The 20964-nt window shown below is 48.2% G+C and carries 16 protein-coding genes, 1 other RNA gene and 1 pseudogene; 3 read left to right on the top strand and 15 right to left on the bottom strand.

The window, feature by feature from the left end; translation table 11 throughout:
- Nucleotides 1-58: 58 nt before the first annotated feature.
- From DXA93_RS13965 to ffs, 9 genes and pseudogenes are all read right to left on the bottom strand, one after another.
- Complete coding sequence (locus DXA93_RS13965; RefSeq protein ID WP_119208600.1) at nt 59-1000, bottom strand: transketolase family protein; 942 nt, start codon at nt 998-1000, stop codon at nt 59-61.
- Nucleotides 988-1827: a transketolase gene (locus DXA93_RS13960; RefSeq protein WP_055219293.1), complete on the bottom strand. Its 840-nt coding sequence runs from the start codon at nt 1825-1827 to the stop codon at nt 988-990. Before DXA93_RS13960 ends, DXA93_RS13965 begins: the two co-directional genes overlap by 13 nt.
- 109 nt (nt 1828-1936) lie before the next feature.
- On the bottom strand, nt 1937-2590 hold the full coding sequence (gene fsa / locus DXA93_RS13955) for a fructose-6-phosphate aldolase (RefSeq protein WP_022463272.1): 654 nt from the start codon (nt 2588-2590) through the stop codon (nt 1937-1939).
- Between the two features lie 280 nt (nt 2591-2870).
- Nucleotides 2871-3974, bottom strand: coding sequence for a LacI family DNA-binding transcriptional regulator (locus tag DXA93_RS13950; protein WP_022463271.1), 1104 nt, complete (start codon nt 3972-3974; stop codon nt 2871-2873).
- Nucleotides 3975-3976: 2 nt separating this feature from the next.
- Nucleotides 3977-4573: a recombination mediator RecR gene (gene recR, locus DXA93_RS13945; protein ID WP_022463270.1), complete on the bottom strand. Its 597-nt coding sequence runs from the start codon at nt 4571-4573 to the stop codon at nt 3977-3979.
- Nucleotides 4573-4926 (bottom strand): YbaB/EbfC family nucleoid-associated protein, encoded by a 354-nt coding sequence (locus DXA93_RS13940; protein ID WP_022463269.1) that lies wholly within the window; start codon nt 4924-4926, stop codon nt 4573-4575. Before DXA93_RS13940 ends, recR begins: the two co-directional genes overlap by 1 nt.
- Nucleotides 4927-4959: 33 nt before the next feature.
- A pseudogene (gene dnaX / locus DXA93_RS20700) lies at nt 4960-6608 on the bottom strand (DNA polymerase III subunit gamma/tau).
- 143 nt (nt 6609-6751) lie between these two features.
- Nucleotides 6752-7831 carry a 6-phosphofructokinase gene (locus DXA93_RS13930; RefSeq protein WP_022463267.1) on the bottom strand — a complete coding sequence of 360 codons (1080 nt, stop codon included), beginning with the start codon at nt 7829-7831 and terminating at the stop codon, nt 6752-6754.
- Between the two features lie 194 nt (nt 7832-8025).
- Nucleotides 8026-8288, bottom strand: an RNA gene (ffs, locus tag DXA93_RS13925) — signal recognition particle sRNA large type.
- A gap of 214 nt (nt 8289-8502) precedes the next feature.
- Here ffs and DXA93_RS13920 point away from each other — a divergent pair.
- The 3 genes from DXA93_RS13920 to asnA all read left to right on the top strand — a co-directional run bounded on the left by DXA93_RS13920 (nt 8503) and on the right by asnA (nt 11459).
- Nucleotides 8503-9246: a ThuA domain-containing protein gene (locus DXA93_RS13920; RefSeq protein WP_119208598.1), complete on the top strand. Its 744-nt coding sequence runs from the start codon at nt 8503-8505 to the stop codon at nt 9244-9246.
- A 133-nt stretch (nt 9247-9379) separates the two neighbouring features.
- Nucleotides 9380-10231, top strand: a complete 852-nt coding sequence (locus DXA93_RS13915) for a sugar phosphate isomerase/epimerase family protein (RefSeq protein WP_119208596.1) — start codon at nt 9380-9382, stop codon at nt 10229-10231.
- Between the two features lie 214 nt (nt 10232-10445).
- Nucleotides 10446-11459: an aspartate--ammonia ligase gene (asnA, locus tag DXA93_RS13910; RefSeq protein ID WP_022463264.1), complete on the top strand. Its 1014-nt coding sequence runs from the start codon at nt 10446-10448 to the stop codon at nt 11457-11459.
- Between the two features lie 150 nt (nt 11460-11609).
- Here the strand turns inward: asnA and DXA93_RS13905 are convergent, their stop codons facing one another.
- The 6 genes from DXA93_RS13905 to rpsL all read right to left on the bottom strand — a co-directional run bounded on the left by DXA93_RS13905 (nt 11610) and on the right by rpsL (nt 20644).
- Nucleotides 11610-15005 (bottom strand): DEAD/DEAH box helicase, encoded by a 3396-nt coding sequence (locus DXA93_RS13905; RefSeq protein ID WP_118601388.1) that lies wholly within the window; start codon nt 15003-15005, stop codon nt 11610-11612.
- A 52-nt stretch (nt 15006-15057) separates the two neighbouring features.
- Nucleotides 15058-15723 (bottom strand): DUF2399 domain-containing protein, encoded by a 666-nt coding sequence (locus DXA93_RS13900; protein WP_119208594.1) that lies wholly within the window; start codon nt 15721-15723, stop codon nt 15058-15060.
- A gap of 334 nt (nt 15724-16057) precedes the next feature.
- Complete coding sequence (gene tuf / locus DXA93_RS13895) at nt 16058-17251, bottom strand: elongation factor Tu (RefSeq protein WP_022463261.1); 1194 nt, start codon at nt 17249-17251, stop codon at nt 16058-16060.
- Nucleotides 17252-17449: 198 nt separating this feature from the next.
- The gene (fusA, locus tag DXA93_RS13890; RefSeq protein ID WP_118659528.1) at nt 17450-19567 is read right to left on the bottom strand and encodes an elongation factor G; all 2118 of its coding nucleotides are present in this window, start codon (nt 19565-19567) and stop codon (nt 17450-17452) included.
- A gap of 15 nt (nt 19568-19582) precedes the next feature.
- Nucleotides 19583-20053 (bottom strand): 30S ribosomal protein S7, encoded by a 471-nt coding sequence (gene rpsG, locus DXA93_RS13885; protein ID WP_022463259.1) that lies wholly within the window; start codon nt 20051-20053, stop codon nt 19583-19585.
- Nucleotides 20054-20227: 174 nt separating this feature from the next.
- Complete coding sequence (gene rpsL / locus DXA93_RS13880; protein ID WP_022463258.1) at nt 20228-20644, bottom strand: 30S ribosomal protein S12; 417 nt, start codon at nt 20642-20644, stop codon at nt 20228-20230.
- Nucleotides 20645-20964: the final 320 nt, after the last annotated feature.

Genomic DNA, 20964 nt, shown 5'->3' with positions numbered 1-20964 from the left:
GCACCGTTTTCTGGTATGGCCTCTGCCTGTTTTCTTTTGTCATTTATTTCGAAAAATCTTATTTACAGAACTCTTTTACCTGCTCGTAAACGCCCTCGCCGTCGAGTTTGTATTTTGCAAGAAGAGCGACTGCCGGGCCGGACTCTCCGAAGACGTCCTGTACACCGATTTTCTTCACCGGAACCGGGCATTTCTCTGCCAGTGCGTCGCAGACTGCGCTTCCAAGTCCTCCGATGACGGAGTGCTCTTCTACGGTTACGACTTTACCGGTCTCTTTTGCTGCTGCTACGATCAGCTCCTCATCCAGCGGTTTGATGGTGTGGATGTTGATGATCTTGGCATCAATGCCGTCTGCGGCAAGTTTCTCTGCTGCTTCCAGAGCGGAGCTTACGCAAAGGCCTGTTGCAACGATGGTGACATCCTTGCCTTCACGGAGAACAACGCCTTTTCCGAGCTCAAATTTGTAATCCGGTCTGTCGTTGATCACCGGCACTGCCAGACGTCCGAAACGAAGGTAAACCGGTCCGTTGTATTCATAAGCTGCTTTCACGCAGGCTTTTGCCTCTACATCATCTGCCGGGTTCAGGATGACCATGCCCGGGATGGTTCTCATCAGGGCGATATCCTCATTGCACTGATGTGTTGCGCCGTCTTCTCCTACGGAAATTCCGGCATGGGTAGCACCGATTTTTACGTTCAGATGCGGGTATCCGATAGAGTTGCGCACCTGCTCAAACGCACGGCCTGCGGCAAACATCGCGAAGGTGCTTGCGAACGGAACGATGCCTGTGGTGGAAAGACCGGCAGCGATTCCCATCATATTACATTCTGCGATACCACAGTCGATGTGACGGTCCGGATATGCTTTTTTGAACACACCGGTCTTGGTTGCTGCTGCAAGGTCAGCGTCGAGTACGATCAGATTGTCATGGTCTGCGCCAAGTTCAACCAGTGCATTACCGTAACTTTCTCTTGTTGCGATTTTCTTTACTTCTGACATAACGCTTCACCTGCCTTTTCCAGTTCTGCCATAGCAATTGCGTATTCTTCATCGTTCGGAGCTTTTCCGTGCCAGCCTACCTGGTTCTCCATGAAGGAAACGCCTTTTCCTTTTACGGTCTTTGTGATGATGGCGGTCGGCATGCCTGTTACGGTGCGCGCCTCATCAAATGCAGCTTTCAGCTGATCGAAATCGTTGCCGTCCGCTACGTTGATTACGTGGAAGTTGAATGCCTCGAATTTTTTGTCGATCGGGTACGGACTGTTGACATCTGCTACGTTTCCGTCGATCTGAAGTCCGTTGTTGTCTACGATCACAACGAGGTTGTCCAGATGTTTTGCTCCGGCAAACATGGCTGCCTCCCAGACCTGACCTTCCTGGATTTCACCATCGCCAAGAAGTGTATAAACACGAAATGCTTTGTTCTGCAGTTTTGCACCGAGTGCCATTCCGACTGCTGCGGAGATTCCCTGTCCGAGGGAACCGCTTGACATATCAACGCCCGGGATATGTTTCATATCCGGATGTCCCTGCAGGTAAGAGCCAAGGTGACGAAGGGTCAGCAGGTCTTCTTTCGGGAAGTAACCTTTTTCAGCCAGTGCTGCGTAGAGTCCCGGCGCTGTGTGGCCTTTCGAAAGTACAAAACGATCGCGGTCCGGATCTTTTGGATTTTTCGGGTCCACGTTCATTTCTTCAAAATACAGATACGTGAAAATATCGGCTGCAGACAGAGATCCGCCCGGATGGCCGGCCTTTGCTGCATGGACGCCGCTGACGATCCCTTTGCGGATCTCATTGGCCGTCTTCTGAAGTTCTAACTTGTTCATGTCTTTTCTCCTTGTTTAGTTGGATCGGAATCAAAAGCTGGAAATATCGCTATTGTTCACTTTGTTCACAATACCATATTTCCAGCTTTTATGCAATCATGTTTAGGTCTTATTCGCCGAATACAGCTTTGTAGTCAGCCTGGAATTTTGCGATTCCGGCGTCGGTCAGAGGATGTTTGGTCATCTGTACGATTACGTTGTATGGAACAGTTGCAATGTCTGCACCAGCCAGTGCGCAGTCGGTTACGTGGATCGGGTTGCGGACGCTTGCTGCGATGATCTCGGTGTCGATACCGGCTACGTCGAAGATCTCAACGATTTCACGGATCAGATCAACGCCGCGGGTGCTGATGTCATCGAGTCTTCCAAGGAATGGGGAAACATAAGTTGCACCTGCTCTTGCAGCCAGAAGTGCCTGGTTTGCGGAGAAGATCAGGGTTACGTTTGTCTTGATGCCCTCTGCGCTCAGAACTTTAACAGCTTTGAGTCCTTCTACGGTCATCGGGATTTTAACAACCATGTTTGGATGGATGGCTGCGATCTCACGGCCTTCTTTGATCATGCCTTCTGCATCTGTTGTGGTAGCTTTTACCTCGCCGCTGATCGGTCCGTCTACGATCTCGGTGATCTCTTTGATGACCTCTTTGAAGTCACGTCCTTCTTTTGCGATCAGGGACGGGTTGGTGGTAACGCCGCAGATAACGCCCATGTCGTTTGCTTTTTTAATGTCCTCTACTTTTGCTGTGTCGATGAAAAATCTCATGTTGTTTTTCCTCCCATATTCATACTTTCGTAAGGTTTCGGGGCCTGTTGTTTTCCGCAGAACGGCTCCGTTTTTCTGTTATCTCCAGTATAGATATGTTTGGTTTTTCCGTCAAGTCGGCCTCATTTTTATTAATTAATTTTATTATTTATAAATACTATTTTATAAATTACTCTGGCGGATTTTTTCTCATTTTTTCCGGTTTTTCCTTTTCTTTGTGTTTTCCCGGTTTGCGTCGGAGCTGTTTTATTCAAAATTATTAATAATAATTTCAGCCGTCCTATTTATTTTTTAATTTTTCGGTTCTTGCATACGAAGTGCTGCGCCGCACGATCAGTTTCGGCTCATACTCGACATGATACGTGCTTAAGGGTTCATTGCCGTCCTGGCTTTCCCGAAGAGACTGGATTTTCCGCAGGATGATATCGCACGCATCGCGGCCCTTCAATGGCACATAGTGGTCGATCGTCGTCAGGGAAATCGAGCGGAAGCTGGAATAGACGGTGTTGTCACATCCCACTACAGAAATATCCGCCGGAATGCGCAGTTTGCTCTCGAGCACGGCGTCCATGATCCCGAACGCTATCATATCATTCATGCCGACGATTGCCGTAAGGTTCTTGTCCTCCCGCAGCAGTTCCTTCGTCAGATAATAGCCCATCTTGTACTCAGAATCCATGCTCGGGATCACCTCGTCGAGGTCCTCATCCGCCGATTTGACGATCACGCCGTCGCCGTATCCTGCCTCCTCAAACTCGCGCACAAAGCCCTCCACGCGTTTCAGGCGCTGGCCCTGTTTGGAAGTCAGCGGAGGTGAAACAAACGCCACATGCCGGTGTCCCAGTTCCAGCAGGTGGCGTGCCATCAGCCTGCCGGGTTTTGCATTGTTCAGCTCGACCGCATCAATTTCCAGCAGCTCTTCTCGGTTGTTGATGATGACAAGCGGAATCTCCGCGGCCAGCTCCTCCACTTTTTCCTTGCAGCTTCTGCTCGGATTGCAGGTGTAGATAATGCCGCGTGGGCGCACACTCTTCATCATCCGAAGATAATTCTCTTCGATTTTCAGGTCCCTCTGCGTATTGCAGACAAAGACCCCGTAATTCTTCTCTTTTGCAACTTCTTCGATGCCGTGCAGCAGCATCACATAGTAAGGATTCGTCAGCGTCGGACAGAAGACGACGATCAGCTTGTTGCCGTTCGACTCTCTTCTCATCTTCCGCCGCGGAATCTGGTAGCCCAGCTCTTTTGCCGCCGCCTCCACTTTTTCTACTGTTTCCCGCGAGAACGAAACGTTTTCCCGCCGGTTCAGGATCATGGAGACCGTCGCCTGGGATACGCCTGAGGCTGCTGCGACATCACTGGATGTCACTTTTTTTCTGCCCATAATTACAGCTCCGTTCTGCCCTCTAACGCACGCAGAAGGGTGACTTCGTCAATATTTTCCAGATCGCCGCCCACCGGAACGCCGCTTGCAATCCGCGTCACCTTGATTCCGGTCGGCTTGATCAGCTTGCTGATGTACATGGCCGTTGTCTCGCCCTCCAGGCTGGAGTTCGTGGCAACGATAACCTCCGAGACATCGCCCTGGAGGCGCTGCATCAGCTCTTTTAACCGGATGTCGTCCGGCCCAATCCCCAGCATCGGGGAGATGGCCCCGTGCAGGACGTGGTAAACGCCGTCGTATTTTCCGGTTTTTTCATATGCCGCAAGATCCTGCGTCGTCTCCACCACCATGATCACGCTGTGGTCGCGCTTGACATTTGCGCAGATCGGGCACAGCTCTTTGTCGGTCAGGGTCTGGCAGCACTTGCAGTACTGGACGTGGGATTTTGCTTCTGTGATCGAATCGGCCAGCCGTTTTGCCTGGTCGGCCGGCATATTCATAATATGAAAGGCCAGTCGCTGTGCGGTTTTCACACCGATGCCAGGCAGATGGGACAGCTGCTCGATCAACTGATTGATGTATCCGCTGTAGTAATCCATCAGAACGGGAATCCTCCGCCCATGCTGCCGAGTCCGCCGGCAAGTTTGCCCATAGCTTTGGCTGCCTCGTCCTCAACTTTGCGCAGTGCTTCGTTGGTTGCTGCCATGATCAGATCTTCGAGCATTTCTACGTCGTCCGGATCTACGGCATCTTCGCTGATTTTAACTTTGGTTACTTCTTTTTTACCGGAAATGGTTACTTCTACGGCTCCGCCGCCTGCTGTCGCAGTGAACTCTTTCTCCTCCAGTGCTTTCTGGTTCTCTTCCATCTGCTTCTGCATTTTCTGAGCCTGCTTCATCAGATTGTTCATGTTGCCCGGCATTCCTCCCGGGAATCCTCCTCTTTTTGCCATGGGTAATATCCTCCTGAAAAATTTGTTTTTAATTTATTCTTCCCCGTCGTCGAAGTCGCTCTCGTCGTCCTCCTCGACCGGGATTCCATGAATCGCCTGCGTCAGTGCATCATCCACGGAAATCGTGGAGAGCGCGGCGTTTGCATGCTGGTCTGCTAAAATGAGCTGGACCTCTACGGTTTTTCCAGTCATCTGTTCAATAATGGTGCGGATCTCATCGGCTGCCTCCGGCCGCTCAACGTAGATGGATGCGAGCTGGTCTGCAAACTCAACAAACAGTTTGGCGTCGCCCGTCTCGCTGTTGTATTTCGGAACGGCGCTCTGCAGAAACTGGCGGAACATGCCGCTTGTCTGGCCGACAATTGCCTTCCAGGACGCGCTGATGCGCTGTAAATCCGCCGGTGCAGCTTTCACTGGTGCCGGTGCACTCTGCGGTGTTTCTGCCGCCGCATAGCCGTCTCCGGCCGCTCCGGAGCCTCCTGCACTGCCGTTTCCTGCTCCCGGTGCATTTGTCACCATCATCGGGATTCCGCGCTCCATTTTTTCTTCGAGAATCCTAAGCCGCTCCAGCACGGATTCGAGGTTCTGCTCCATCTGCGGTTTGCAGAGTTTGACGAGCGCCACCTCAACGAGCACGCGCTTCTGCGCCGCATAGCGGAGCTGGCCGGAGAGCTCGGATAAAACGCGGATATAGTGGATCAGCGTCTCATCGTCTACCATCGTGCTCTCTTCTTTTAAGAGCTTCAGGTTTTCTGTAGAGACGTCGAGCAGTTCTTCGGTTTCATCTGCGCTTTTTACCAACAGCAGATTCCGCAGATACCACGTAAAGTCGGTAACGAACTGTCCCAGCTCTTTTCCGCGATTTAAAAGGGTTTCCAGCGTGCGGATGCTTCCCGTTACATCCCCGGCGAGGATCGTGCGGAGCATCTGGCTGAAGATTTCGGTATCAACAGTTCCGAGAACCTCAAGGACTTTATCGTACGTCAGCTTCTGCCCGAGGTAGAAGGCGATGCACTGGTCCAGGAGCTTAACGCGTCTCGCATGGAGCCGTCGCCCGCCTTTGCGACGTAGCGGATGGCTTTTTCTTCGACGTCCACGCCCTCTTTTTCCATCAGTTCACTAAGACGCGCCGCGATGGTATCGATCGTGATGCGGCGGAAATCGTACCGCTGGCATCTGGAAAGGATCGTCACCGGGATTTTGTTTGCCTCTGTGGTCGCCAGAATGAAGATGACATAGGACGGCGGCTCCTCCAGGGTTTTTAAGAGTGCATTGAACGCTCCGGTAGAAAGCATATGCACCTCGTCGATGATATAGACTTTATACCGTCCCTGTGTCGGCCGGTAGGCTACCTCCTCACGGATTTCACGGATGTTGTCGACACCGTTGTTCGATGCCGCGTCGATCTCGATGACGTTCGTGGAAACGCCCGCCAGAATCGCCTTACACGTCGGACATTCGTTGCACGGGCTTCCGTCCACGGGATGTTCGCAGTTGACCGAGCGGGCGAGAATCTTGGCGATCGTCGTTTTTCCTGTTCCGCGGGTTCCGCAGAACAGATACGCATGACCGATGCGGTCCGCGCGGATCTGATTTTTTAATGTTGTTACAATGTGATCCTGTCCTTTTACATCCTCAAAGGTGGAAGGACGGAATTTTCGGTACAGAGCAGTATAGCTCATAAAATTTTTCTCCTTTTATTGCATCGGCATGGAAGCCTGCCGCCGGCAGTTTCTTTTGGACAGCAGTGCAGCAGAAGAACGGAGACCTTGTTCTTCTTGCTTTAAGGCCTCCGTTCTTCTTCCTTGCCTTTTTCGGGAACGCATCAATCGCCGAAGCTGATTCCCATCCGTTTTGCCTGCAGGACTTCCTGTGCATTCGGATCTACGGTCTTTAATTTTCCGGCGCACTCGCCCAGCGGAATTTTCTTTACTTTTCCGTTGACCATTCCGACCATGTAGCCGTACTGTTTGTCCAGAATAAGCTGTGCTGCCTCGGATCCGAGTCTTGTGGAAAGGACACGGTCATACGGACACGGGCTGCCGCCTCGCTGCATGTGGCCCGGTACGGTGACGCGGATTTCCATGCCTGTCTTTGCCTCGATCTCTTCTGCGATCTTGTAGGATACGGACGGGTATTTCTTTGCGATTTCTTCCTGACGTTTTTTCAGCTCTTTCTTCGGAAGTGCTGCGTCTTCTTTTGCAATTGCACCCTCGGCAACGGCAAGAATGGTGAATCCACTTCCGCGCTCTTTTCGTCTGTTGATAGCCTCGCATACTTTTTCAATATCGTATGGAATTTCCGGAATCAGGATAACGTCTGCGCCGCTTGCGATTCCGGCGTACAGAGTCAGCCAGCCTACTTTATGACCCATAACCTCTACGATAAAAACTCTCTGGTGAGAGGAGGCTGTTGTATGGATGCAGTCGATCGCATCGGATGCAATATTGACGGCACTGTAGAAACCGAAGGTCATATCCGTTCCGTAGATATCATTATCGATGGTTTTCGGAAGATGGATAATATTCAGTCCTTCCTCTCTCAAGAGGTTTGCTGTTTTCTGGGTTCCGTTTCCGCCAAGAATGACAAGGCAGTCCAGAAGGAGCTTGTGGTAGGTATGCTTCATTGCTTCCACTTTGTCCAGACCGTTTGCATCTGGGGTACGCATCAGCTTGAACGGCTGACGTGAGGTTCCGAGAATAGTTCCTCCCTGTGTTAATATACCGGAAAAATCTTTTGCACTGAGCATGCGGTAATCGCTGTAGATGAGGCCTTTATAGCCGTTCATGAATCCGTATACTTCGAGATCTTTTACATTGTTTGCAAGGCCTTTTACGACTCCGCGCATGGTCGCATTTAATGCCTGGCAGTCTCCGCCGCTTGTTAACAGACCAATTCTTAACATATGACTTTTCCCATCCTGTTCTTTATTAGATTTTCACGACTGCTTCTTGTTTCTTGGCAGTATTATGGAATGTTTACATTATACCCTATTTTTTTCGTTCTCACAATAGTTCGGGGGAAGAAAGCGCGGGAGTTTCTATTTTTTGTACGAAAAAAGGAAGTCTGTGGTTCAGGCTTCCTTGGATTTTCTTTTTTATGCGCGCCGCACTTCGAACTCTCACCACAAACGTTACTCCTACAGCCTACTCGGCCCAGGCACCCTCACGGCACACAGGAGATTCCACTTAGTGCTGCTGCATTCCTGCCCTGACACGGTTCATGGAGTCCTGTTGCGTAAGACCCAGACGTCAACGTCACTTATAGAAGGCAGCTTCGCAATGAAAAAGCCCTCGGATTGGCATCACCCCCGCTGTAGCGGATTGCGGGTACAGGGCACCGCTATCTCCCCGGCTGCGCATTGTTTAGTATACGGGATTTCGGAGGGGATGTCAAGGAATTTGTGAATTGAAATATTGGTATAGCACGAGTATAATTTATAGTAAGGTCGGAAAATAACGCAAAAATTCAGTACCGCAGAGTGTGAACGACTGCTTTTTTCATTATTTTCAAGATTTGCTATCGATAACTTTTTGAAAATGATACATTTTTTTCTTATAGAAGGAGGATGGACGAATGATACGAGTTACGGTCTGGAATGAGTTTCAGCATGAGCGAACGCAGGAGAAAGTGAAAGAGATTTATCCGGACGGGATCCACACCTGTATTGCAAAGTTTCTGGGACAAGAGGAGGAGCTTTCGGTTCGGACGGCTGTGTTTGACGAGAAGGAGCATGGGCTGACGGAAGAAGTGCTGGCAAATACCGATGTGCTGGTGTTCTGGAATCATATGCTGCAGGAGGAGTTCTCGGACGATGTGGCCGAGCGGGTTCGGCGTCATGTGCTGGCCGGAATGGGGCTGGTAGTTCTGCATTCAGGGCATTATTCCAAGATTATGCGGAAGCTTCTCGGAACAAGTATGACGCTTCGGTGGCGGCATGGGGATCGTGAGAGACTGTTCTGTACGTGTCCGACCCATCCGATCGCGCAGGGAATTCCGGCATGGGTGGATATTCCGGAGGAAGAGATGTATGGGGAGTTTTTTGATATTCCCAAACCGGATGATGTGGTATTTACGGGATGGTTTGCAGGCGGTGAGGTGTTCCGCAGCGGATGCACCTTTACACGTGGGCTGGGCAAAATTTTCTATTTTCAGCCGGGACACGAGGAATACCCCATTTACCATATGCCGGTGATTCAGAAGATTATCAAAAATGGGGTACGCTGGTGCGTTCCTGTAGTACGAAGACCGGCATCACTGGATAATGCATGGGTGAATCCATCTACGGAGGAAGTGTATCTTTCTTCACACCAAAAATAGCAGCTGCAGTTTACCGATATCTGTATCCCGTTTGATTTTTTCAAAACAGGTGTCTGATTTCACGATCAAAAATGTTCTGCAATACGCGGATGGAATCCGTGTACACATTGCATAAATCAGGAGGAAATGTTATATGAGAAAGCTTTCCGTTTTTTACGAACACATTCTACAGGCGTGTGAGCAGTCCGGTAAGACGATTCCGGAAGTGCTCGCGTTCTGCAGGGATCAGGGAATTTCGGCTGTTGAGATGAACTACAGTCTGTTTGCATCAGAAAAAGAGGTCATTGCCCCGATGCTTTCCGATGCGGGGCTGGTGATCAGCTGTATGCATGAAACCTTTGATTTTTCCCATGATACGGATCTTGGCAGAGCACAGCAGATGCTCGATACTGCGGCATCGCAGCAGGTTTCGCGTGTCCTGTTTGTTGCAGGCGCGCTTGAAACTGCCGAAGCGGCAGAGCTTGCAGCCTGCAGCAGCACCTATGAGGCAACGAGTACTTTTATGGCCGAAAACAAATCGATTCAAAATATGGTACATGCGCTTTCCTCACTCGCCGAATATGCGGCTTTACGTGGCGTTTCGATTACCTTAGAGGACTTTGACGGTTTTTTACAGCCGTTTGCACGCACATATCCGCTGCTCTGGTTTATGGAGCACGTGCCGGGGCTGCGGTATACGCTTGATATCGGAAATTTTGCTTTCAGTGATGAGGATGTTTCGTATGCTGCCTGGCTTCTGAAGGATTATATTGTCCATGTTCACTGTAAGGATCGTGCCGAAAGTCCGCTCGTTCACGGACGTTTCTGCCGCGGCCTTGGCCAGACACCGGCCGGAACGGGATATCTGCCGATGGCAAAGCTTCTTACAGATTTAGAAGCGTGCGATTACGACGGTTATCTCGCCATCGAGCATTTCGATGCACCGGATCAGTTATCGTTCATCGAACAGTCCGCAGCGTTTCTGCGCCAGTGGGTTTCCGAATAATTCCGCCTCTTTCATAAGCGCTCTGATTTTCGGAAAATTTCGTATTTCCGGGGAGAAATTCAGCAAGGAAAATATGTCGAAAAAATTCTTTACTATCTTTGGTTTTTTCGTATCTTTTCCTTGCTTTCCAGGGAAAACATGGTAAACTAAATTTGAAGCTTTTTGAGAAGGCATGATTCGAAAAGCAAATCTAAAACAAGAGGGTTTTAAAGTAATGGGAGAAATTATTATTCCGCAGGGTTACAAATCTGCATTAAACCTCCACGATACACAGGTGGCAATTAAAACAGTAAAGGATTATTTCCAGCATGAGCTGACACATCGTCTGCATCTGCTCCGTGTAACAGCTCCACTTTTTGTACAGCCGGAAACCGGCTTGAATGACAATCTGAATGGCGTAGAACACCCGGTTTCTTTTGAGTTAAAGGATCAGGGTACCAAGAAAACCGCTGAAATTGTTCAGTCTCTGGCAAAATGGAAACGGTATGCACTTCACAAATACGGCTTCTCTGAGGGAGAAGGCATCTACACCGATATGAACGCCATCCGCCAGGACGAGGTGACCGACAACATTCACTCCGTTTACGTGGATCAGTGGGACTGGGAAAAAATCATGTCCCCGGAAGAACGCAATCTTGATTTCTTAAAGAGTACCGTAAAAGATATCTATGAGGCACTGAAAAACACGGAAAAACATATGGCAGACCAGTACGACTACATCGAAACCATTCTGCCGGATGAAATTTTCTTTATCACTTCCCAGGAACTTGAGGATCGCTATCCGGATCTGACTCCAAAGGAAAGAGAGTATACAATCACCAAAGAAAAAGGTGCTGTCTTTATTATGCAGATCGGCGGCGTGCTTGCTTCCGGAGAGCGTCAGGACGGACGTTCCCCGGACTACGACGACTGGTCCTTAAACGGCGACCTGATCGTTTATTATCCAGTGCTTGACATCGCTCTTGAGCTCTCCTCCATGGGTATCCGCGTCAACGCAGATGCTCTCCGCGCTCAGTTAAAGGAATGCGGATGCCAGTCCCGCGCGAAGCTTCCCTTCCAGAAATCCATTCTGAACGGCACTCTCCCGCAGACAATCGGCGGCGGTATCGGACAGTCCCGTATCTGTATGTTTTTCCTGCGCAAAGCGCACATCGGAGAGGTACAGTGCTCGGTATGGCCGATGGAGACACGAGAGGTGATGGATGTGATGAATATTCAGCTTCTGTAAGATTGGTTTCGAATAGACTATTACTGTAAAAGGGATACGTTTCCTGTCCGCCCGTTTTCAGGGTATGACAGAAACGTATCCCTTTTATATTTTCCTGCATTGCTGCTGCATTTCGTCCTTACATCAAATCTTTTTCTGCTTTTCGCGGTTTCAGAACCGTTCTTCCAAAAGCTCAAGCAGTTCCTCTCTCTGAAAGGATGCTGTCTTAATTTCATCACCGGAGAGGATCTCTTCCGCCAGCTCTTTTTTCATCTGCTGAAGCTTGATGATTTTTTCCTCGATGGTTCCTTTTGCAATCAATTTGTATACCGTCACAACATTTTTCTGCCCAATACGATGTGCACGGTCTGTCGCCTGATTTTCAACAGCAACATTCCACCATGGATCGTAATGGATGACGATATCCGCGCCGGTCAGGTTCAGGCCGGTTCCACCTGCTTTCAGGGAAATACAGAATACAGACGTGTCATCCCGGTTGAACTGTTCCACCATTTGTGCACGCCGCTCTTTTTTCGTGCTTCCCTGCAGGACAAAGCAGCTGATGCTTTCTTCCTGCAGACGCGCGGTCAGGATCTCGATCATCGAAGTGAACTGGGAAAACAGCAGGATTTTGTGGCCGGATTCCACGGCACTCTGAATCAGCTCGATGCAGAGATCGAGTTTTGCCGAACCGCCTTCGTAATTTTCGTAAACAAGCGCAGGATCACAGCAGAGCTGACGCAGCCGCGTCAGTTCAGAGAGCACCTGGAACCTGGAATCGGCAAATTCTTCCTCTGTCTGGTTCTGCAGTATAAGCGCCAGCCGCTGGGCATGTGCATGATACAGCTCCTTCTGCTTCTGTTCCATGCAGGCAGCCATATTTTTCTCAATTTTGTCCGGCAGATCCTTCAGCACTTCCTTCTTCAGACGGCGCAGAATAAACGGACGGATCATCTTTTGCAGACGTTCTAATCTTTCTTCGTCGCCGTTCCGCACAATCGGAAGTTCAAACTGCTCGCGGAATTTCTGATATCCATAGAGAAATCCCGGCATCAGATAATCAAAGATGCTCCATAGTTCACTTAACTGGTTTTCTACCGGTGTTCCGGTTAATGCCAGGCGGAACGATGCATGGATCGTTTTCACGGCTTTTGCTCCCTGCGTTGCGTGATTTTTGATGAACTGCGCCTCATCAATGATCTCGCAGAAGAACGGGAGATCCTGATACAGTTCGATATCGCGGCGGAGCAAATCGTACGAGGTAATCAAAATATCCTGCATACCGGCATTTTGGATCATCTCTTTCCTCTGTTCCTGTGTGCCGGCGACGAGTCTCGTCTGCAGCTCCGGAGCAAAGCGGGCACATTCGCTCTCCCAGTTATAGACGAGAGATGCCGGTGCAACGATCAAAGAGCGACGATTTGCATTTTCGGGTGCTTCCTGCATTTCAGATAAGAGAAAGGCGATGGTCTGCAGCGTCTTTCCAAGTCCCATATCATCCGCCAGAATACCGCCAAAGCCGTTCTGGCATAAGGTTTTCAGCCACCAGAATCCTGTTTTCTGATATTCACGGAGCTGTGCCTGCAGATTGTCCGGAAGTTCAAAATCGTTCTCCTCTGCAGTTTTCATATTTCGGATCAGCATACGGAACTCGCGGTTTTTCTCAACCTGAAGATCATCCTGCTCTTTTAAACGGGTATCGAGGTAGAGTGCTCGGTATTTCGGAATTGTGATCTCGCCTCTCTTCAGCTTTGCCTCGGAGATCTGCAGATTTTCCCGCAGTTCCGAGAGAACGCGGATACCGTCCTCGTCCATATCCATAAATTCACCGGTCCTCAGGCGGTAAAATTTCTTTTTCCGGTCATATTTTGAAAGAATCTCTGCCAGTTCCTCCATGCCAAAATTGCCCGGATTCAAATGAAGTTCCAGTACATTTTCTGCGAGGGATACACCGACAGAAACTTTCGGGGCCGGGATGACACGGATCGCTTTTAACCGGTCAGAAACAAAAATTTCGCCCAGTTTCTGCAGATCTTCCATACCGCTGCTTAAAAACTCATACATCTCATCGGCTCCCTGGAGAAGCATCTGATGTTTCCGCGCATCATAGGCGCTGAAACAGGATCGAACGAGCTGGTTTGCCGCTGCTTCTTTCCGTACATCACGGCCATGGGAAAGCTGATGGATATCGTTTGCATCTGCAAAAACATTGTATTTTTTCTCGCCATAGACAGCCAGAAGTTCGCAGGTAATCATATCATGCTGCGGCGCATCCAGATAAATCTGAAATTCCACCTGCGGCGGAAGATACTGCTGTAATTCCAGCTTTTCTTCTTTTTTTACCTTAAAATGTTCCTCCAACACCGGGAGAAGTCCCTGGCAGAAGGTCGGGATATCTTCTTTTGCAATTTCACAGACTCCGTCCGGACATCGCTCCATATATTCCAGGAATTCGCAGACTTCTGCTATCTCTTCCCTTGGGATTCGGTAAATTGTATTTTTTTCTGAAAGAAAATACAAATATTTTCTGCCATAAAAAATGGGATCCGCGTACATCTGTACCTTTAGGCCATCTGCTTTCCGTAAAAGCTTCATTTCATACTGTGGCATCCCCTCCTGGCAGTGCCACAGTTTTTCTTCTCTCCAGTTCGTACGACAAAAGAACTCCTGGCTGCCAACAGCCTCAAAAAATTCATCCATATTCTGCACAGAAATCATCACATAACGGTCATCAAAGCAGGACGCATAGCTGCCGGTACCTATCTGATAGCATGAGCCGCGTTCCATGGTATATGCGCTCAGAAATTCTACCATCGGACGGCTTTCTTCTTCAAAAGCATCCATACAGTGCAAAAAAGAAAGCTGTGCACCGTAGCTGACCGTTTCCATATTTTTTACAGCTGCTGTCATTTTTGAAACACTTTTTAATACATACATCCTTTTGCTTCCGATTTTAAATTCTGCCCGAAAGGAATCGTCAAACTGGCTCTCCAGATGAATTTCCAGTTTAACCTGACCTGCTTTTGCTTTCGGCAGAAAAGCAACCTGATCCCGCATCGCATAATGTGAAAGCAGTTCAGAAAAACCGGGGCTCGTCTCTGCTTTTGGTGTTGGTTTTACTACTTTTCTGACAATTTTATGTTCTCCCTGGAATTCTTCCATTCCTTTTTTCACGCCGACAGCACGAAGAAGCTGCTCCAGTTCCTGATGTTCTTCGTCATTTCTCACTTTTTCTTCCAGTTTTTTTCTCTCTTTTTTCCGCCATTCAAGATAGTACAGCAAAACAGCGACACAATGTTTGCACAATCCCCAGTACTGCTCATGTGCCGGACAATCACAATCATCTTCCATAATTTCAGACATTTCTTCATCTACAGAAACGCTGACACAATACATATTTTTTCCGCTTCCGTCTACGACAGCTGTAATTTTATGCAGTTGATATCCGAAAATATCCTCCATTTCCTGTACCTGAAAAGCATGCACTTTCTGTTCTTCATAGATCTTTTTTCCACGGTTATATGATACAGAATTCGTCTCCTGTTTGATGTCCGCCTTTGTAATCATGCTGGTAAAATCCTTTCTGTTCTATCTTTTCCCATCATTCACAATTCGTATTTTACAGATTCTGGTTTTGATCACATCCGACAAGCTTCTCGGAAAGCTCTTTTAAAGTATTTTCCTGATATCCCGCTTTTCCTGTTTTCCTTACCAGTTCCGCCGTTTCTCTTAATAACGGGTGCCAAATGTGTTCCAGTTTTTTTCTGCCATTCTCTCCAAATACTTCTTTTGAAAGACTGTTCCGGTAATCCTCTGGTGACATTCCAAAGAATTGGATTCTGTTTCCGAACCGCTGCCAGAGTCTGTCGGCAATTCCAATCCCATCCGGGTCAAGACCTCCACTGTAGTAAATGGGAATCCCACTCTGTACGATCAACGAAATCAGTTTTAATGCTGCATACCGCGGCTGTCCCGACGTACACAGCAGCGACACATTCTTTCCCTGCACCTGTTCCATAAGATAGCTGAATACCATTTCGTTTTCCACAATGTATACACACGTTCCGACAGGCTGTACTTCTGTAATACCCTTCAGATTTTCCATGATAAGCACATACGGTTCCCCGCATCGGCAAAAGGCTTCATATGCTGGATGCCATATCTCCTGTTTTTTCAAACGAATTCCAAACGCATGTACCAGGGAAGAAATATTATCCGGCACAACTCCCACGCACTGCAGCAGTTCTCTCCATTGCATTCGGTACTGATAAATAAGAGGTTTCATCAATTGCCTCCAAGTAGTCCATCCTTTTTTCCTTTCTTATTCTCTTTTATTTCAACTAATAAAAATTATATCATATCCTGCTATATATGATAAGTTTCTTTTGGTTAAAAACAGAAAAACCCCGGCCGCCTTACGGCGCCGGGGTCTCTTACGTTTGAGCACAAGTATCTTTCGATACAATTATATTTTATTTCCCGCAGTGCTTTCCTCGATTTCGCTTCGCTCCATCTCGGTCGGGCTGTCGCCCTATAAATTCTCCGACTAATGCCCTTGTGTGAGCAAGCTCCCACCGGTCATTACTCTCCGAATTTGCACTGCTCATAGATAACCGAAATTAGTCGATCAGAGTAGCAACACGGCCTGATCCAACGGTACGGCCACCCTCACGGATAGCGAAGGTAAGACCCTGATCCATAGCGATCGGGTGGATCAGTTCGATGGTCATCTCTACGTTATCGCCAGGCATGCACATCTCAGTTCCTTCCGGAAGAGTGATAACACCTGTTACGTCAGTTGTACGGAAGTAGAACTGCGGACGATAGTTGTTGAAGAATGGAGTATGACGGCCACCCTCGTCTTTTGTCAGAACGTATACCTGAGCGGTAAATTTGGTATGGCAGTGAACGGTACCTGGTTTAGCCAGAACCTGTCCTCTTTCGATCTCTGTTCTCTGAACACCACGAAGCAGAGCACCGATGTTATCACCAGCCTGAGCCTCATCGAGGAGTTTACGGAACATCTCGATACCAGTTACAACAGTTTTCTTGGTCTCTTCTTTCAGACCTGCGATTTCAACTTCCTCATTCAGATGAAGAACACCAGCCTCAACACGGCCAGTAGCAACAGTACCACGACCAGTGATGGTGAATACGTCCTCTACAGGCATGATGAAATCTTTATCAGTGTCACGCTGCGGATCCGGGATCCAGCTATCTACTGCATCCATAAGCTCCATGATTTTATCTCCCCATGGGCCAGCCGGATCTTCCAGAGCTTTCAGAGCAGAACCCTGGATGATCGGAGTGTCATCTCCCGGGAAGTCATACTCGTTCAGCAGCTCACGGATCTCCATGTCTACCAGCTCAAGCAGCTCTTCGTCGTCTACCATATCGCATTTGTTCATGAATACAACGATGTAAGGTACACCTACCTGACGGGACAGAAGGATGTGCTCTTTTGTCTGAGCCATAACACCGTCTGTAGCAGCTACTACAAGGATAGCTCCGTCCATCTGTGCAGCACCAGTGATCATGTTCTTTACATAGTCAGCATGGCCTGGGCAGTCAACGTGTGCATAGTGTCTTTTCTCTGTCTGATACTCAACGTGTGCAGTAGAGATTGTGATACCACGCTCTCTCTCTTCCGGAGCTTTATCGATATCTTCGAAGTTCTCAGCAGTGTTTCCTTCTACTCTGGTAGAAAGTACTTTTGTGATAGCTGCGGTCAGAGTTGTTTTACCATGGTCAACGTGGCCGATGGTACCAATGTTACAATGCGGTTTTGTTCTTTCAAATTTAGCTTTAGCCATTTTAAAATGTCCTCCTTAAAATTGCGCCCAGTGGGCTTTTTTGAGACTAAATTGGTGGCAGGAACCCACCTGAATCGTAAACCTGCTAAGTCTGATTATATTGCATTTCTGTCCTATTTGCAAGGGAAATCTTTGAAAAAGATATACATTCAGGCTGTGCAGCCGGTAAGGACTGCACAACCAGTACGGTTTCTCAAATTATTTTGCTTTTGCAGACAGAACTTTTTCCTGTACGTTTTTCGGAACCTGCTCGTATTTATCAAAGAACATGGAGTAGTTACCACGTCCCTGAGTTTTCGAACGAAGGTCTGTTGCGTAACCGAACATTTCAGCCAGCGGTACGAATCCACGGATCATCTTTCCGCCGCCGATGTCATCCATACCCTCGATACGACCACGACGGGAGTTGATATCACCGATAACATCACCCATGTAATCTTCCGGAGTGGAAACTTCGACTTTCATGATAGGCTCAAGAAGAACCGGAGCACCCTTCTGCATAGCTTCCTTGAATGCCAGAGAACCAGCAATGTGGAATGCCATCTCAGAAGAATCGACCTCATGATAAGATCCGTCGTATACATTTGCATGAACACCGACTACCGGGAAGCCTCCCAGGATACCGGCTTTCATAGCCTCTTCGATACCTTCGCCTACAGCCGGGATATACTCTTTCGGAATAGCTCCACCGACAACGGTAGACTCGAATTTGTAAATCTCTTCGCCGTTTGCATCCATAGGCTCGAATTTAACTTTACAGTGACCATACTGTCCACGTCCACCAGACTGTTTTGCATATTTGCTGTCGATGTCTGCCGGTTTGGTAATGGTCTCTTTGTATGCAACCTGCGGAGCACCTACGTTAGCCTCTACTTTGAACTCACGAAGCAGACGGTCAACGATGATTTCCAGATGCAGCTCACCCATACCAGCGATAATGGTCTGACCAGTTTCCTGATTGGTGTGTGCACGGAAGGTCGGATCCTCCTCAGCCAGTTTTGCAAGGGACTCGCCCAGTTTGCCCTGGCCTGCTTTTGTCTTAGGCTCGATAGCCAGCTCGATAACCGGCTCCGGGAACTCCATAGACTCAAGGATTACCGGATGCTGCTCGTCGCAGATGGTATCACCTGTGGTGGTGAACTTGAATCCGATTGCAGCTGCAATGTCACCGGAGTAAACTTTGTCCAGCTCCATACGTTTGTTTGCATGCATCTGAAGGATACGTCCAACACGCTCTTTTTTATCTTTTGTTGCATTCAGTACGTAAGAACCGGAGTTCATGGTTCCTGAATACACACGGAAGTATGCCAGCTTACCAACGAATGGGTCTGTCATAATCTTGAATGCCAGTGCGGAGAACGGCTCCTCATCGGAAGAATGTCTTACGATCGGGTTTCCGTCCAGATCGGTACCCTCGATTGGCGGGATATCGGTCGGAGCCGGCATGTACTCAAGGATCGCATCCAGGAGTTTCTGAACACCTTTGTTTCTGTATGCAGAACCGCAGCATACCGGTACAGCTGTACACTCACAGGTAGCTTTACGCAGAACTGCTTTCATCTCGTCTACAGACGGGATATCATCATCCAGATAACGCATCATCAGCTCATCATCCAGCTCGCAGATTTTCTCTACCAGCTCGGTGTGATACAGCTCAGCGTCTTCTTTCATATCTTCCGGGATATCAACGATGGAGATATCATCGCCCTTATCGTCGTTGTAGATGTAAGCTTTCATCTCGAACAGATCGATAATTCCCTTGAATTCATCTTCCTTACCAATTGGAAGCTGAAGGCAGATAGCATTTTTACCAAGTCTGGTCTTGATCTGATCTACAGCGTTGTAGAAGTCAGCACCAAGGATGTCCATCTTGTTGATGAATGCCATACGCGGTACGTTGTAGGTATCAGCCTGACGCCATACGTTCTCAGACTGAGGCTCTACACCACCTTTTGCACAGAACACGCCGACAGCGCCGTCCAGTACACGAAGAGAACGCTCTACCTCTACGGTAAAGTCAACGTGGCCTGGGGTATCAATGATGTTGATACGGTGCTCAAGAGCGCCCGGTTTCGGCTTGCAGTTCTCTTCCAGAGTCCAGTGGCAGGTTGTAGCAGCTGAAGTAATTGTGATACCACGCTCCTGCTCCTGTTCCATCCAGTCCATGGTAGCAGTTCCTTCGTGAGTATCACCAATCTTGTAGTTAACACCGGTATAGTACAGGATACGCTCGGTCAGGGTTGTTTTACCTGCATCGATGTGAGCCATAATACCAATGTTTCTGGTTCTCTCTAATGGATATTCTCTTCCAGCCAACGGATTTTCCTCCTCTTAGAATCTGTAGTGAGCAAATGCCTTGTTAGCCTCTGCCATCTTATGAACTTCTTCTTTCTTCTTCACAGAAGCACCTGTGTTGTTAGATGCATCCAGAATCTCGTTTGCCAGTCTGTCTTCCATGGTACGCTCGCCTCTCTTACGAGAATAAGCGGTCAGCCAACGAAGGCCAAGAGCCTGACGTCTGTCCGGTCTTACCTCGATCGGTACCTGATAAGTAGCACCACCGATACGTCTTGCTTTTACTTCAAGAACCGGCATGATATTGTTCATTGCTTCTTCAAATACTTCGATTGCTGGTTTTCCAGCTTTTTCTTCTACTTTAGCAAATGCGCCGTATACGATTTTCTGGGCAACGCCTCTCTTACCATCCAGCATGATGTTGTTGATCAGCTTGGTTACCACTTTGTTATTGTATAACGGATCTGCTAAAACATCTCTTTTCTGAGTATGTCCTTTACGTGGCACGTTACTTCCCTCCTTAACCATCATTCGATTAAATCATCGGTACTCACACTTATTTGCAGTATGTCCGCGCGTGTAAATTCTCTATAAATCCGCAGCCGTGGGGATTTATGGAATAACGCACAACATTTCGCTTTTTTTGTGATACTAGATATATCTCGAACTCGTTTTACTTAATTATTTCTTTTTCGGTCTCTTAGCACCGTATTTAGAACGGGCCTGTTTTCTGTTAGCAACACCTGCAGTATCAAGTGTACCACGGATGATGTGGTATCTGGTACCTGGCAGGTCCTTAACTCTTCCTCCACGGATCAGAACAACGCTGTGCTCCTGAAGGTTGTGACCTTCTCCTGGGATGTAACTTGTTACTTCGATTCCGTTGGAAAGACGAACTCTGGCGATTTTACGAAGAGCTGAGTTAGGTTTTTTCGGTGTAGCAGTTTTAACAGCTGTGCACACACCTCTCTTCTGAGGAGAAGACATATCTGTGGATTTCTTTCTCAGAGAATTGTAGCTTTTCTGCAGTGCCGGCGCGGTAGATTTCTTTACGGAAGTCTCACGGCCTTTTCTTACTAACTGGTTGAATGTTGGCATTCCATTTCACCTCCTGATAGATTTCTCCGTGTGTCCCACGGGGTTTCATACGGCTGCTTTTGTTCAACATAAATGCTTTGCAGCTTTTTGCGCGCCAAAAGAAACAGTCTTTTACGCACGCTCGTTTATTATATCGTCTGTCCTATCAAAAGTCAAGGGGAAAATTCGTAAAAATCGCGTGTTCACGCGGCTTTTTGCGGATTTTCCCCATTGCTGCATTACTATATAAAAGTGTTTTTTCTTCCTATTATATTCTCATCCAATTATTTTCTGACATTTTTTTCGTCAGAACGTGTACACGAAAGAATCCTGCTTTGCAG

The organism is Blautia sp. OF09-25XD (assembly GCF_003482095.1).
Classification (GTDB): Bacteria; Bacillota; Clostridia; order Lachnospirales; family Lachnospiraceae; genus Fusicatenibacter; species Fusicatenibacter saccharivorans.
The sequence above is the reverse complement of the archived record's forward strand: the minus strand, read 5'-3'. Positions and strand labels throughout refer to the sequence as shown.

Coding starts and splice junctions, on each gene's coding strand:
- DXA93_RS13920 (WP_119208598.1), top strand. CDS start 8,503: ATGATACGAGTTACGGTCTGGAATGAGTTTCAGCATGAGCGAACGCAG.
- recR (WP_022463270.1), bottom strand. CDS start 4,573: ATGGATTACTACAGCGGATACATCAATCAGTTGATCGAGCAGCTGTCC.
- DXA93_RS13965 (WP_119208600.1), bottom strand. CDS start 1,000: ATGTCAGAAGTAAAGAAAATCGCAACAAGAGAAAGTTACGGTAATGCA.
- tuf (WP_022463261.1), bottom strand. CDS start 17,251: ATGGCTAAAGCTAAATTTGAAAGAACAAAACCGCATTGTAACATTGGT.
- DXA93_RS13960 (WP_055219293.1), bottom strand. CDS start 1,827: ATGAACAAGTTAGAACTTCAGAAGACGGCCAATGAGATCCGCAAAGGG.
- DXA93_RS13940 (WP_022463269.1), bottom strand. CDS start 4,926: ATGGCAAAAAGAGGAGGATTCCCGGGAGGAATGCCGGGCAACATGAAC.
- DXA93_RS13905 (WP_118601388.1), bottom strand. CDS start 15,005: ATGATTACAAAGGCGGACATCAAACAGGAGACGAATTCTGTATCATAT.
- rpsL (WP_022463258.1), bottom strand. CDS start 20,644: ATGCCAACATTCAACCAGTTAGTAAGAAAAGGCCGTGAGACTTCCGTA.
- DXA93_RS13950 (WP_022463271.1), bottom strand. CDS start 3,974: ATGGGCAGAAAAAAAGTGACATCCAGTGATGTCGCAGCAGCCTCAGGC.
- DXA93_RS13900 (WP_119208594.1), bottom strand. CDS start 15,723: ATGAAACCTCTTATTTATCAGTACCGAATGCAATGGAGAGAACTGCTG.
- fsa (WP_022463272.1), bottom strand. CDS start 2,590: ATGAGATTTTTCATCGACACAGCAAAAGTAGAGGACATTAAAAAAGCA.
- DXA93_RS13930 (WP_022463267.1), bottom strand. CDS start 7,831: ATGTTAAGAATTGGTCTGTTAACAAGCGGCGGAGACTGCCAGGCATTA.
- asnA (WP_022463264.1), top strand. CDS start 10,446: ATGGGAGAAATTATTATTCCGCAGGGTTACAAATCTGCATTAAACCTC.
- DXA93_RS13915 (WP_119208596.1), top strand. CDS start 9,380: ATGAGAAAGCTTTCCGTTTTTTACGAACACATTCTACAGGCGTGTGAG.